General features: G+C 67.4%; 11 protein-coding genes and 1 pseudogene. 8 read left to right on the top strand and 4 right to left on the bottom strand.

The genetic code is table 11. The features are described 5' to 3' along the window. Positions 1-64 precede the first annotated feature (64 nt). On the bottom strand, positions 65-724 hold the full coding sequence (locus tag ACZ899_RS08485) for a helix-turn-helix transcriptional regulator (RefSeq protein ID WP_234561447.1): 660 nt from the start codon (positions 722-724) through the stop codon (positions 65-67). A gap of 2 nt (positions 725-726) precedes the next feature. Then, complete coding sequence (locus ACZ899_RS08480) at positions 727-2214, bottom strand: aldehyde dehydrogenase family protein (RefSeq protein ID WP_234561446.1); 1488 nt, start codon at positions 2212-2214, stop codon at positions 727-729. Between the two features lie 287 nt (positions 2215-2501). On the opposite strand from ACZ899_RS08480, the gene ACZ899_RS08475 reads away from it, so the two are divergent. The 7 genes and pseudogenes from ACZ899_RS08475 (at position 2502) to ACZ899_RS08445 (ending at position 11057) form a co-directional block, all read left to right on the top strand. After that, positions 2502-3671 carry a p-hydroxyphenylacetate 3-hydroxylase oxygenase component gene (locus ACZ899_RS08475; RefSeq protein WP_234561445.1) on the top strand — a complete coding sequence of 390 codons (1170 nt, stop codon included), beginning with the start codon at positions 2502-2504 and terminating at the stop codon, positions 3669-3671. A gap of 120 nt (positions 3672-3791) precedes the next feature. Then, positions 3792-4298 (top strand): annotated as a pseudogene (locus tag ACZ899_RS08470) (flavin reductase family protein); the annotation flags it as partial. A 302-nt stretch (positions 4299-4600) separates the two neighbouring features. Next, a complete protein-coding gene (locus ACZ899_RS08465) occupies positions 4601-5947 on the top strand; it encodes a hypothetical protein (protein WP_234561444.1) in 1347 nt (448 codons plus the stop codon). Positions 5948-5973: 26 nt separating this feature from the next. Then, positions 5974-8208 carry an Ig-like domain-containing protein gene (locus ACZ899_RS08460; RefSeq protein WP_234561443.1) on the top strand — a complete coding sequence of 745 codons (2235 nt, stop codon included), beginning with the start codon at positions 5974-5976 and terminating at the stop codon, positions 8206-8208. Positions 8209-8224: 16 nt separating this feature from the next. Next, on the top strand, positions 8225-8695 hold the full coding sequence (locus tag ACZ899_RS08455; RefSeq protein WP_186713989.1) for a curlin: 471 nt from the start codon (positions 8225-8227) through the stop codon (positions 8693-8695). A 30-nt stretch (positions 8696-8725) separates the two neighbouring features. Next, on the top strand, positions 8726-10171 hold the full coding sequence (locus ACZ899_RS08450; RefSeq protein ID WP_234561442.1) for a curlin: 1446 nt from the start codon (positions 8726-8728) through the stop codon (positions 10169-10171). 157 nt (positions 10172-10328) lie between these two features. Then, complete coding sequence (locus ACZ899_RS08445; protein WP_203647061.1) at positions 10329-11057, top strand: DUF899 domain-containing protein; 729 nt, start codon at positions 10329-10331, stop codon at positions 11055-11057. Between the two features lie 36 nt (positions 11058-11093). Here ACZ899_RS08445 and ACZ899_RS08440 read toward each other — a convergent pair whose 3' ends face one another. Further along, positions 11094-11975 (bottom strand): LysR substrate-binding domain-containing protein, encoded by an 882-nt coding sequence (locus ACZ899_RS08440; RefSeq protein WP_203647059.1) that lies wholly within the window; start codon positions 11973-11975, stop codon positions 11094-11096. A gap of 158 nt (positions 11976-12133) precedes the next feature. On the opposite strand from ACZ899_RS08440, the gene ACZ899_RS08435 reads away from it, so the two are divergent. After that, entirely contained in the window at positions 12134-12778 is a 645-nt protein-coding gene (locus ACZ899_RS08435; protein WP_203647056.1) for an ankyrin repeat domain-containing protein, read from the top strand. Positions 12779-12826: 48 nt separating this feature from the next. Here the strand turns inward: ACZ899_RS08435 and ACZ899_RS08430 are convergent, their stop codons facing one another. Then, positions 12827-13399 carry a LuxR C-terminal-related transcriptional regulator gene (locus tag ACZ899_RS08430; protein WP_203647054.1) on the bottom strand — a complete coding sequence of 191 codons (573 nt, stop codon included), beginning with the start codon at positions 13397-13399 and terminating at the stop codon, positions 12827-12829. Positions 13400-13492 lie beyond the last annotated feature (93 nt).

Raw genomic sequence — 13492 nt, 5'->3', positions numbered from 1 at the left:
TGTGGTTGGGGTGGCCACAGGGTGCAACGGCGTGACAGGCGGCGGTATCAACCGGAAGGTTGAGTCACAGGTAGAGGCTGGCCACCAGCTCGGTGCGGTTGCGCACGCCGAGCTTGCGGAACAGGTTGATCAGGTGGGTCTTCACCGTCGGCAGGCCGACGCCCAGGGCGCGGGCGATCAGCTTGTTGCTGCTGCCGTGGCGCAGTAGCTCGGCGATCTGCCGTTCCCGTGGGGTCAGTTCGACGGGCGCGGGCGCGCTCGCCAGCGGCTGGCTGGCCACGGCGAGCTGCATCAGCCCGTGCAGGGGCAGCAGGCGTTCGAGCTCGTCGCTGCGGAACTCACCGAGGCTGGCACAGCGCAACAGCGAGACGCCGGCCACGGGGCGGCCATCGGCCTGGGCGATGATCTCCACCACGTCCAGCACCTGATGCTGCGCGAGGAAACGCCGGTAGGTCTGGCCCTGGGCTTCGGGCAGGCAGGCCAGGCCCTGGCGCAGCGACACCACCGGTTGGCCGATGGCCAGGCAGCGCTCGGGCTGCAGCGGGTCGAAGGCCCGGTAGTGCTCGAGGTAGCGGGCATGCATCGGTGCCTGCAGGTCCTGCAACAGGAAGTCGCAGGCCTGCTGCCCGGCATCGATGCGGTAGAACGCCGCCAGCGAGGCCGGCACCTGCTGGCTGAAGGCCTGCAGGCAGTAGCGGCCCAGGTCGTGGTTGGCGTGGGTCATGGTCAGTAGCGGATCATCACCGACTTCAGCTCGGTGAAGTCGTCGATGAAGGCCGAGCCGAACTCGCGGCCAATACCCGAGGCCTTGATGCCGCCGAACGGCACCGCTGGGTCGAGCAGGGTGTGCATGTTGACCCACAGGGTCCCGGCCTGGATCTCCGGGATCAGGCGCATGGCCTTGCCCAGGTCGTTGGTCCACAGGCTCGCGCTCAGACCGTAGGGCGAGGCGTTCATCAGGTGGATCAGTTCGTCCTCATGGTCGTAGGGCAGGAAGGTCGCCACCGGGCCGAAGGTTTCCTGGTTGAGCAGGGTGTCGCCCGCGTTGTTGGCGAGGATGACGGTGGGCTCGACGAAGCAGCCCGGGCCGTCGCCGAGGCGTCCGCCATGGACGATGCGGTTGCCCTCGGCACGGGCGGTGGCGAACAGTTCGCCGAGCTTCTGCTGGTGCGGCTTGTTGGCCACCGGGCCGAACTGGGTGGTTTCGTCCAGGGGCGAGCCGATCTTCAACTGGCCCAGGCGCTGGGACAGGGCCTCGAGCAGCGGATCGAGGCGCGAGCGATGGACGTAGAAGCGCTCGCCGGCGGCGCAGATCTGCCCGGAGTGCAGGAAACCGGCCTCGATGATGCCGTCCACCGCCTTGTCGACGCCGATATCGGGCAGGAACGCCACCGCGTTCTTGCCGCCCAGCTCCAGGGTCGCCCGGGTCAGCTTGGCGCCCATGGCCGCCTGGCCGACGGCGATGCCGGTGGGCACGGAGCCGGTGAACGACACTTTGTCGGTGCCGGGGTGTTCGACCAGCGCCTTGCCCACCAGGCCGCCGCCGGTCAGCACATTGAGCGCGCCCGGCGGCAGGCCGGCCTCGCTGGCCAGCTCGGCGATGCGCAGCAGGGTCAGCGGGGTGAACTCGCTGGGCTTGAGCACGATGCTGCAGCCGGTGGTCAGGGCCGAGGCCAGTTTCCACAGGGCGATCATGGTGGCGAAGTTCCACGGCACGATGCCCACCACCACGCCCACCGGCTCGCGCAGGGTGAAGGCGTTGTAGCGTTCGCCGGCGAAGGAGGGCAGGGATGGGGTGATGGTCTGGCCGGTGATCTTGGTGGCCCAGCCGGCGTAATAGCGCAGGAAGTGCGCGGCTTGCTCCACCTCGAAGGCGCGGGCGATGCCGATCAGCTTGCCCGACTGCAGGGTTTCCAGCTGGGCCAGCTCCTCGCGGTTGGCCTCGAGCAGGTCGGCCAGGCGGAACAACACCGCGGCACGGTTGGCGGGGCTGGTGCGCGACCAGCTGGCAAAGCCCTGGCGGGAGGATTCGACGGCGCGCTCGACGTCGGCCAGGTTGGCATCGGCGACCTGGGCGATGGCTTCGCCGTTGGCTGGGTTGTGCACGGTGATGCGGGCGCTGGATTGGCTGGCGACCGATACACCATGGATGTACAGACCGTGGTCGCGGGCCAGGAAAGCGCTGACGCTGGGGAGGAGGGCGATGTCGCTCATGGCAGTGCTCCGGGTGGTTTGCCGAGGGCTTCGTGGGAGCGGGCTTGCCCCGCGATGGGCCGCGTCGCGGCCCGATTTCCCCCAGCTTAAAGCGCAACACACTGGTGATCTTGTCTGCCCATGCCGCCCCCATGACCCTGCCTGCCAGGCGCCACGAAAAGTGCAATCCGAGGTGCGGAAGTTGCATTTTCCACCTCGGCCACGGCTCCCATACTGACCCGGCATTCATCAGCGAGCGGCCCCTTCCAGGCAGCGTTCGCCAGGGTCCAATAACAATGAGCCAGACCATGAAAAAGCCAAACTCCCTGCTCGAAGACCTCAAGCCCCTGTTGCCGGCCATCGCCGCCCGCGCCGACCAGGCCGAGCGCGAGCGCAGCGTGCCCGCCGAGAACATCGCCGCGCTCAAGGCCATCGGCCTGCACAAGGCCTTCCTGCCCAGGCATTACGGCGGCCTGGAAATCAGCCTGCCGCAGTTCGCCGAGTGCATCGCCGCATTGGCCGGCGCCTGCGCCAGCACCGCTTGGGCGATGAGCCTGCTGTGCACCCACAGCCATCAGCTGGCGATGTTCCCGGCACGCTTGCAGGACGAGATCTGGGGCCGCGACCCGGACGCCACCGCCAGCAGCAGCATCGCGCCGTTCGGCCGCACCGAGGAGGTCGAGGGCGGTGTGCTGTTCAGCGGCGAGATGGGCTGGAGCAGCGGCTGCGACCACGCCGAGTGGGCGATCATGGGCTTTCGCCGGGGCAACCCCGAGGGCGGCCAGGACTACTGCTTCGCCGTGCTGCCGCGCAGCGACTACCAGATCCGCGACGACTGGTTCGCCGCCGGCATGCGCGCCAGTGGCAGCCGCACGCTGATCGTCGAGCGTGCCTTCGTGCCCGAACACCGTATCCAGAAGGCGAGGGACATGATGGAGGGCCAGTCGGCGGGCTTCGGGCTGTACCCGGACAGTGCGATCTACTTCAACCCGTACCGGCCGTACTTCGCCAGCGGATTCTCCACGGTCAGCCTGGGCATCGCCGAGCGCATGCTCGAGGTCTTCAGGGACAAGACCCGCAACCGCGTGCGCGCCTACACCGGCGCCGCCGTCGGCGCGGCCACCCCGGCGCTGATGCGCCTGGCCGAGTCCACCCACCAGGTCGCCGCGGCGCGTGCGCTGCTGGAAAAGAGCTGGGAGCAGATCGGCGAGTACAGTGCCCGGCACCAATACCCGACCCGCACCGAGCTTACCTACTGGCGCACCAACCAGGGCTACGCGGTCAAGCTGTGCATCCAGGCCGTGGATCGGCTGATGGAGGCGGCCGGCGGCGGCGCCTGGTTCGACGGCAACGAGCTGCAGCGACTGTTCCGCGATGCGCACATGACCGGCGCGCATGCCTACACCGACTACGACGTCTGCGCGCAGATCCTCGGGCGCGAGCTGATGGGGCTGGAGCCGGACCCGGCGATGACCTGATCTGCAACCGATAAACATGGACGGAACAACGTGGGAGCGGGCTTGCCCCGCGATAGCGCTCGACCAGACAAGCCCGCGCCCGCAAACCGACCCAGCCCGATAACAATGACGGAGCCTTGCATGTCCACTCCCTTCGATAGCCGCGCCTTCCGCCGCGCCCTGGGCAACTTCGCCACCGGCGTCACCGTGATCACCGCCGCCGACGCCTCCGGGCGCAAGGTCGGCGTCACCGCCAACAGCTTCAACTCGGTATCCCTCGATCCGCCGCTGGTGCTCTGGAGCATCGACAAACGCTCAGGCAGCCATGCGGTGTTCGAGGCCGCCGGGCACTTCGCCGTGAATGTGTTGGCCGCCGACCAGATCGACCTGTCCAACACCTTTGCCCGCCCCAGCGAAGACCGCTTCGCCGGAATCGAACACGAGACCGGAGAGGGTGGGGCGCCCTTGCTGCCAGGCTGCGCGGCGCGTTTTCGCTGCGAGAAGTTCCAGCAGATCGATGGCGGCGATCACTGGATCCTCCTCGGCCGGGTGCTGGCCTTCGACGACCTGGGCGGCTCGCCGCTGCTCTATCACCAGGGTGCGTATTCCAGGGTCCTGCCGCACACGCTGATGGAACGTCGTACCGAGAGGTAGCGTATTCAAGGCGTTCGCTGCACGCCTTGTAACGCCGGCCAGATCGAGCACCACGCGCATAGCGCTCGATCTAACCGGCGCACAATCCCTTGCGGTGAATACCACGCCACCCTGGCCCCATTCCCCAATGCTGGGTCCACCCGCCCATCTGCAACACTTCGCCGGATACCGGTCAGGCACGCTGGAACCCTTGCTCCAGAGCCATTTCTCAAGGCCATGGGAAACCTGGCACAACAGTTGCCGATGCCTCTGCAGACGCCCCAACCCATGGGCCCGTTTGCAGGAGGAAGCAACTCATGCACCGACCGACTCCCCACCCGCTGGCCGTGGCGATCTTTGCCGGCCTGCTCCAGCTACCGGCCCAGGCTGCGCTGTATGCGGTCGACAGCGGCCCCTATACCCTGCCCACCGGCAAGTTCCCCGCCTGGTACCAGGACAGCCATGGCCGAGTGCTCGACCTGTGCCTGTCCAAGGCGGTGAGCTCACGGGTCGCCGGTGCCCCCGGCGCGCCGTCGTACATGTGCACGCTGCTGCCCACACCCGGCGTGTTCGACGATACCCAACCGATCGTCTTCCCCAGCAACTTCCCCGACGAGGCCTTCTGGTTTACCGCCGACGCCGCCATCGTCGATGCCGCCCGCGGCATCGACCTGAGCTTCGGCTCGGCCATCGAGGCCGCCTTCAGCGCCGAGGAGCCGGTGGATGGCGACCAGGTCAGCTTCGCTCGGGTGCGCATCCGCGTCGATGTGCCGGTGGCCGGCACCTACACCATCACCCATCCCTACGGCGTCGACGTGTTCGACGTGCCGGCGGGCGGGCGCCGGGCGATCAACATGACCCGCGACATCGGCATCGGCTCTCCCGGCGACTACAGCGGCGCGCTCAAAGGCGACGTCGGGCCGTTCCTGCGCAGTGTCAACGGCCCCTACACCGAAACCAACCCGGGCACCGGCGCCAGCGAACGCTACATCGGCGACCCGAACCTGGAAGAGCCGGTCACCGGCAGCCCGTTCAATACCAACTTCGTGCGCATCGAGGGCCCCAACGGCATCGACCTGCGCACCGAACTGTTCGCCATCTCCGGCAAGCTGTCCACGGTCAACCGTCCGACGCCGTTGATCCCGCAGCGCAGCACCTACTCGCGGCACACCGTCAACGGCGACCTGCGCGCCCAGCAGGATGTATTCGTCATGGCGCCGCCAGCGCCGGCCACGGTCACCCTGACCAGCCAGACGCCGACCCTGCCCCTGGGCGAGGCCAACGGCACCGGCGCCTGGTACGCCCAGTCGGCGCTCAATCCAACCCTGCCGCTGACCCTGCAGGTGACCGCCGACAACAGCCTGGCCATCGCCACCAGCACGCCGACCAGCGCCGCCATGCCGCTGACCGACCTGGTGACCATCAGCCGCGCCGAATACAGCCTGGCCAGCGGCCAGCTGACCCTGGTCGCCAGCAGCAGCGACGAGACCAGCCCGCCCGCACTCACCGCCCGCACCGGCAACGGCGCGCTGATCGGCAACCTGAGCGGCAACGGCGCGGTCAAGTCCCTGACCACCGGGCTGTCACCCATCCCGCCAGCGCAGGTGCAAGTCACCAGCAGCCACGGCGGCAGCGACAACGAAGACGTGGTGCTGGTGCCATGAACAGACACCGCCTTCAAGGAGGCCGCATGAATACTTGGTCGCGTCGGGCGCTGTGCGCCGCCGGTTTCACCCTTACCGTCAGCAGCGCGGCCTGGGCCGCGCTGAGCGAGGTCGATCCCGGCCCCTACACCTTCGCCACCGGGGGCTACCCGATGTGGTACAAGGACGCCAACAACCTTGCCCTGGAGCTGTGCCAGTCACGCGCCACCAGCTCGCGGGCACCGGGTGCTCCGGGTGCCCCGGCCTACATGTGCACCCTGCTGCCCGAGCCCGGGGTCTACGACGACGCCCTGCCGCTGGTGTTCCCGGACAACTGGCCGCCGGAGATGTTCTGGTTCCTGGCCGAGACCGAGATCCCGCAGGTGGGCAACAGCGGCTACGAGCTGGAAGTCTATGTCGCCGGCCTCGAGGCGGCCTTCGCCGCCGAGAACCCGGTCAACGGCGACCAGCAGAGCTTCGCCCGCATCCGCATCCGTGCCTCGGTGCCGCGCACCGGCACCTACATCATCACTCACCCGTTCGGGGTCGAGACAGTCAACGTGACCACCGCCGGCCGACGGGCGATCAACATCACCCGCGACATCGGCATCGGCGCGCCGGGCAACTTCAGCGGCGCCCTGAACGGCAACCTCGGCCCATTCCTGCGCGGCGTCGGCGGCCCCTACACCGAGGTCAACCCGGACACCGGCGCCACCGAGACCTTCGTCGGCGACCCGAACATCACCGAGGCGGTGACCGGCAGCCCGAACAACACCAACTTCGTGCGCATCCAGGGCCCGGCGGGCACCATCCAGACCAACGTCTTCACCGTCTCCGGCAAGGTCCTCGACCAGCGCCAGCAGACCCCGGTGACGCTGGAGCGCGCCACCTACCAGCGCAACGTCGCGGGCACCCGCGTCGAGGTCTTCGCCAAGGCGCCGAACAGCGCCAGCCTGTGCCTGCGCAACGGCCTGGCGCTGATCGGCTCGCCGCCTTCACCGTGCCAGTTCAGCATGCTTGCCGACAACAACGGGCTGTTCTTCAGCCAACAGCTGAGCCAGGCCGTGCCACCGTCGGTGGTGGTGGTCACCGCCAGCAGCCCGGCCGGCACCACGCGGCCGACGGCGCTGTCGAGCAAGCTCAGCGACGTGGTCAAGGTCGCCACCGCACGCTACGACTGGAGCGCCAAGCGCCTGCTGGTCGAGGCCCGTTCCAGCGATGAAGTGGTGGTGCCCGACCTGCTGGTACAGGGCTTCGGGCGCATGTCCAAGTCCGGCGTGCAGCAGAGCCTGACGGTCAACGACCTGGCCCAGCCACCCGCCAGCATCACCGTCAAGTCGGCCCACGGCGGTATCGACGTGGAGCCGGTGGTGGTGGTCGGCAATGCCCCGGTGCCAACCGAGAACCAGGCCCCCGTGGCCCAGGCCGACAGCGGCAGCACCAGTGTCGGGGTGCCGATCACCCTCAACCTGCTGGCCAACGACAGCGACCCGGACGGCAACGTGCCGTTGAGCATCAGCGACCTTACCCAGCCGGGCACCGGCCTGGGCGGCGTGGTGCTCAACGGCACCACCGCGGTGACCTACACCCCACCGGCCGGCGCCACCGCGCCCGTGGTGGCGACCTTCAGCTACCGCGCCCAGGACGCCAAGGGACTGAAGTCGACCCCGGCCACGGTGACCGTCAACGTCGCGCCGAACCGTCCACCAAGCGCGGTGGCCGACAGCGTCGCCACCCTCGGCGTGCCCGTGACCATCAACGCCCTGGCCAACGACACCGACCCGGAAGGCAACCTGCCGCTGACCATCGCCAGCGTCACCCAGCCGACCCCGGCCGGGCGCGGCACGGTCAGCACCGACGGCAACGTGATCACCTACACGCCACCGGCCACGGTGAGCGCGGCGTTCACCACCAGCTTCAGCTACGTCGCCCGTGACTCGATCGGCGCCACCTCGACGCCCGGCACGGTCACCGTGCAGGTGTCGCCACGGCCGGCCCAGGAAACCTTCGCGGTCACCGCGGCGACGGTCACGGCGCGCTCGAACAACCGCTTCAACTGGGATATCAGCGGCACGTCCTCGGTGACCACCGGCAACACCATCACCGTGCGCGTGACCACCACCACCGGCGTGCAGACCCTCGGTACCACCACCGTGCCGGTCACCGGCCGCTGGCGCCTGACGGTGAGCAACAGCACGACCCTGGTGCCCACCGCCGCGCCGACCGCCACGGTGACCAGCAGCCAGGGCACCACGCGCACGGTCAACGTGGTGGTGCAGTAAACCCCGGAGGGATGCCATGAACGCCCTGTACCCACTGCTGCTGAGCCTGGCCCTCACCGGCCAGGCCCTGGCCGACGACCTGATGGACAACGCCGACCTCGCCGCCGGCAGCGACCTTGGCGCACCGATGGTACTGCGCCTGCTACCGACCGGTGCCGGCCAGGTGGCGGTGATCGAGCAGCTGGGCACGGGCAACCGCGCCGCCCTCGACCAGAACGGCCAGGCCCTGCTGGGCCGGATCGTCCAGGCCGGGAGCGCGCAGGAAGCGTACATCCTGCAGGAAGGCAGCGACCTTTCGGCCGCGATCAGCCAGCAGGGCCAGGGCAACAACGCCACGATCCGCCAGACCGGCAGCGACAACAGCGCCGCCATCGAGCAGATCGGCAACCACAACAGCGCCACCATCGACCAGCGCGGCACGGGGCTGAACAGCACCGTGACCCAGGCCGGCAACGGCCAGCAGGTCCATGTCAGCCAATACCGCTAGGCCCAACACGACAGATCTGGAGGCAACACCATGCACAAGCTCGCCCCCCTGAGCGCTGCCATCGTCCTGGCCCTTGCCGGCCAGGCCATGGCCGACGACAGCATCTCGACCCAGTCCCAGCAGGGCAACCAGAACATCGCCGAGGTCAAGCAGAGCCAGGCGCCGTTCGCCTCGGCCACGCAGGACCAGGCCGGCCACGACCACAACCACATGGCGCTGCAGGACAACAGCACCAGCCATATCCAGCAGAGCGCCACCGGCTCGTTCAACGCCGGCTACGCCGAGCAGCTGTACGAGAACGGCAGCCAGATCACCCAGCAGTCCGGCGGCAGCCTCAACGACGCCTTCGCCAGCCAGTCGGTGGGCGAGAACAACGAGGCCCTGCAGATCCAGCTGGGCAGCGGCAACCGTTCGGTCATCTGGCAGGACACCCAGCTGGGCAGCCAGGCCACCACCCTGCAATCGGGCCATGGCAACGACGCCACGGTCGAGCAGCTGTTCGGCGGCAGCAACAACAAGAGCGTGATCATGCAGGGTGGCACCGGCAACCAGGCGGCCGCCGAGCACATGACTCACCAGGACGGCGATATCGCGATCTACCAGGAGGGCAAGCAGAACTGGGCCTATGGCGACCAGCGCGACGGCCTGGGCGGGACCATCGGCATCGACCAGTACGGCACCGGCAACTCGGTGGAGGTGTGGCAGGACAACCAGGCCGCCAGCCAGGCCAGCGTGTACCAGAATGGCCAGGCCAACGAAGGCTACATCGACCAGAGCTTCGGCCAGGGCAACAGCGCAGGCCTCAGCCAGACCGGTCGCGGCAATGCCAGCTGGTCGGACCAGTACGAGACCAGCCAGGCGGTGACCAGTATTTCCCAAGTAGGCAACAACAACCTGCATTTCACCTACCAGACCGGCGACAACCACAGCCTGACCATCAGCACGGCGGGCAATGCCAACAAGATCATGGCCAGCAACTGGAAGGGCGAAAAATCCGGTGGGCAGTTCGGCGTCGGCCAACAGGCGCAGATCAACCAGACCGGGAATGGCAACGGCGTCAACATCACCCAGGAAGGCAACGCCCAGGTCGCGCGGCTGGACCAGAACGGCAACCGCAACCAGATGGAAACCCGCCAGGCCGACAGCAACAATGAGCTGTACTTCGAGCAGAACGGCAGCGACAACCTGCTCATCGCCGACCAGCGCGGCACCGCCAACTACGCCGAAGGCCTGGCCGCCGGCAATGGCGGCAGCATCACCCTCGACCAGTCGGGCAGTGGCAACCAGAGCTACACCTACCAGCTGTACGGCAATGGCAACGAGGCCACCATCAAGCAGACCGACGTGGCCAACCTTGCCTACGTGACCCAGGGTGGCAACGGCAACCAGGCGTTCGTCGACCAGAGTGGCGCAAGCCAGACCGCCACCATTACCCAGTATGGCAATGCCAACTCGGCGACTGTGACCCAGCAGTGACGGGCTCCCCCCTTGGACCGCGGTGTTTGCTCTCCCTGGCGCCGCGGTTCCTTTTTCCCCGCTTTGCGTGACCATCCGTCGGTAACGGCACAAAGCCTGTCGAAACATTCGGTACCTGTTCGACCACCTGGTGAACCCCCAGCGTGGAGTCACGCCCATGAGCCATCCCATCCCCAAGCATGCCGTGGTCACGCGCAGCCAGTGGCTTGCCGCCCGCCAGCAGCTCTGGCTGCACGAGAAAGCCTTCACCCATCAACGCGATGAACTCGCCGCCGCCCGCCGCGCCCTGCCCTGGGTGCGGGTGGAACAGGACTATCGATTCCACGGCCCGCACGGCGAGCTGGGCCTGACCGAGCTGTTCGCCGGACGCAGCCAGTTGCTGGTCTATCACTTCATGTTCGCCGAAGGCTGGAACGAAGGCTGTCCGGGCTGTTCGTTCCTCGCCGACCACTTCGACGGCGCCAACCTGCACCTGGCCCACCATGACGTGTCCCTGGTGGCGGTGTCGCGGGCACCCTATGCCGAGTTCCAGGCGTTCCGCCAGCGCATGGGCTGGCGCTTCCCGTGGTACTCCTCGCATGGCAGCCCCTTCAACCAGGACTTCGGGGTCAGTGTCGCCACCGACGGCAGCGCCCAGTACAACTACGAACCCTATACCGGCAACGAGGCGGAGCTGCCCGGGCTGAGCGCGTTCTACCGGGAGGCCGACGGCAACCTGTACCACACCTATTCCACCTATGCCCGGGGGCTGGACATCCTGGTCAACGCCTACAACTTCCTCGACCTGGCGCCCCTGGGGCGCAACGAGGAAGGGACGATGGACTGGGTGCGGCATCATGATCGCTATGAGGACGCCCAGGACAAACCCCACTGTTGTGGGGACTGAGAGAGTGCCATCGCGGGGCAAGTCGCGATGGCCGTATCAGATCGCCCGCAGCGCCAGCAACTCCGTCAGCACCTCGGCCAGCGCCTTGACCATCACGTCCGCCGTCGGCCGATGCACGATCACGATCTCGTAGCTGTCCACTTCAGGCAGCCCTTGCTCGGCACCCAATACCCGGTGCTCGGCCAGCGCCGCGCGTGGAGGAAGCAGGCTGATGCCCATGCCGTCGGCCACCGCCGCCTGGATCCCGCTGAGGCTGGAACTGGTGAAGCTGATGCGCCAGCGCCGGCCCATGCCTTCGATCGCATTGATCATGTCGTCGCGGTACAGCCCGCGTGGCGGGAAGGTCACCAGCGGAATCGGATCGAGTTCGAAGGACGGCGTGCGTACGCTGTCGATCCACTGCAACCGCTCCGGCCAGCAGGCCACGCCCTCGCGACTGTTGCGCCGCTGCTTGAGCAGCACCAGGTCGAGCTCGCCGTTGTCGTAGGCCTGGCTGAGGTCGCGGCACAGGCCGCTGGTAACCTCCAGCTTGACCTGCGGATGGCGCCGGCTGAACGCGGACAGCGCGTTGGTGGTGCGTCCGCCGACGAAATCCTCCGGCACCCCCAGGCGCACGGTGACGCCGACCATGGCCCCGGCCAGGGCTTCGAGCATCTGGTCGTTCAAGGCCAGCATGTGGCGGGCATAGCCGAGCAAGGTCTGCCCGGCATCGGTGGGCAGCACGTCGCGGTTGCCGCGCACCAGCAGGCGATGACCGACCATGTCTTCGAGGCGGCGAACCTTCTGGCTGATGGTCGACTGGGTGGAGTGCAGCCGTGCGGCGGCGGTGGTGAAACTGCCGCAGTCGGCCACCACGACGATGGCGCGCAGCAGGTCGAGGTCGAACAGGGCCCTATTCGGTTTTACGCTGGAAGACATCTTGGTATTCAGCTTCTGAATGACAAACCTGACTTCTACCATGGGAACCGCTACCCGGCAACATGCGCAAATACACTGGGTTGCATCCAGATAATTCACTTCTGCTACAACGATCAGGGCCCTACATTGGAGCTTCGTCGCACAAGGAACCGATGCCCATGCGCCTGCCGTTCGCCGCCTTGCTGTTGAGCCTGAGCCTTGCCACCCATGCCGAGACCACGACCATGAACACCGCCTTGCTCGATGCCGCCCAACGGGGTGATGCGCCAGTCGTGCGCCAGTTGCTGGAGCAGGGCGCACCGCCGGACACCCGCGACGAGCAGGGCCAGACCGCGCTCTTGGTGGCGACCCACGCCAACCAGGTGGATGTGGCCAAGGTGCTGATCGAGGCCGGGGCCGACGTCAACGCCAAGGACAATATCAACGACAGCCCCTACCTGTATGCCGGCGCCCGCGGGCTGAACGACATCCTGCGCCTGACCCTGGCCCATGGCGCCGACCTGAGGAGTACCAACCGCTACGGCGGCACCGCGCTGATCCCGGCGGCCGAGCGCGGCCATGTCGAGACCGTGCAGCTGCTGATCGATGCCGGCGTCGACGTGAACCATCTCAACCGCCTGCACTGGACCGCGCTGCTCGAGGCGGTGATCCTCGGCGATGGCGGCCCGCGGCATGTGGAGATCGTGCGCCGGCTGCTGGCGGCCGGGGCGGATCCACGGATCGCCGACAAGGATGGCGTGACCGCGCTGGAGCATGCCCGCCAGCGCGGATACCAGGAGATGGTGGCCCTGCTGCAAAGGTAGGGTCCGTTCAGGCAAGCGACCTGTTTGCGGGTTGCTGATGACCCGCAATCAACTGATGAAAATGATCTTCGACACCAACTCCGCGCTGTTCTTCGCCTGCAATTTTTTCATCAGCCGTGCCCGATGCACTTCCACTGTCCGATGCGAGATCCCCAACCGCCGCGCCACCTCCTTGCAGGTCAGCCCATTGACGATATGCAACGAAATCTCCCGCTCGCGTGGCGTCAGTTGCACCGTCGGCGCCGGCTGCCGGTCGAGCCGTTCGAAATGCCAGATCATCAGCTTGAACGGATCCTCCACCGTCAGCGTGAAGCCCTGGGCCCGGGCCCAGAACACCTCGCCATTGCGGTGCTGCATGAAGCGTTCGTCGGAGTAGAAGGCGCCCAGCCCGTTGCGCAGCCAGTGCTCGCTGCGCTCGCCGATGCTCTGGTAATCAGCGTGGGAAGGGTAGAGCAGCAAGGTCAGATGCCCGCGCAGTTCTTCACGGGTATAGCCGAACAGCCGGGAGAAGGCCTCGTTGCAGTCAAGCATGCGCCGGTGGCCGGTGATCAGTTGCGGCGCCGGTGAAACCTGGAACGCCAGGCGTTCGAGGTCCGGGGAGGCGTGGGTGGGTACGGTCATCAGGCTTCCTGCCTTGGTGCTTGTGGTGGTGTCCCGTACGGCTCACTACTTACTCGCGTACGTAGTTGCCCCAACTAGCGTGGGATTCGGGTA

It is taken from the genome of Pseudomonas sp. TE31087, from assembly GCF_057284075.1.
The sequence above is the reverse complement of the archived record's forward strand: the minus strand, read 5'-3'. Positions and strand labels throughout refer to the sequence as shown.

Bases quoted from the DNA above. Each gene is read 5' to 3' on its own strand.
- ACZ899_RS08485 (WP_234561447.1), bottom strand. From the start codon at position 724: ATGACCCACGCCAACCACGACCTGGGCCGCTACTGCCTGCAGGCCTTC.
- ACZ899_RS08480 (WP_234561446.1), bottom strand. From the start codon at position 2,214: ATGAGCGACATCGCCCTCCTCCCCAGCGTCAGCGCTTTCCTGGCCCGC.
- ACZ899_RS08475 (WP_234561445.1), top strand. From the start codon at position 2,502: ATGAAAAAGCCAAACTCCCTGCTCGAAGACCTCAAGCCCCTGTTGCCG.
- ACZ899_RS08465 (WP_234561444.1), top strand. From the start codon at position 4,601: ATGCACCGACCGACTCCCCACCCGCTGGCCGTGGCGATCTTTGCCGGC.
- ACZ899_RS08460 (WP_234561443.1), top strand. From the start codon at position 5,974: ATGAATACTTGGTCGCGTCGGGCGCTGTGCGCCGCCGGTTTCACCCTT.
- ACZ899_RS08455 (WP_186713989.1), top strand. From the start codon at position 8,225: ATGAACGCCCTGTACCCACTGCTGCTGAGCCTGGCCCTCACCGGCCAG.
- ACZ899_RS08450 (WP_234561442.1), top strand. From the start codon at position 8,726: ATGCACAAGCTCGCCCCCCTGAGCGCTGCCATCGTCCTGGCCCTTGCC.
- ACZ899_RS08445 (WP_203647061.1), top strand. From the start codon at position 10,329: ATGAGCCATCCCATCCCCAAGCATGCCGTGGTCACGCGCAGCCAGTGG.
- ACZ899_RS08440 (WP_203647059.1), bottom strand. From the start codon at position 11,975: ATGTCTTCCAGCGTAAAACCGAATAGGGCCCTGTTCGACCTCGACCTG.
- ACZ899_RS08435 (WP_203647056.1), top strand. From the start codon at position 12,134: ATGCGCCTGCCGTTCGCCGCCTTGCTGTTGAGCCTGAGCCTTGCCACC.
- ACZ899_RS08430 (WP_203647054.1), bottom strand. From the start codon at position 13,399: ATGACCGTACCCACCCACGCCTCCCCGGACCTCGAACGCCTGGCGTTC.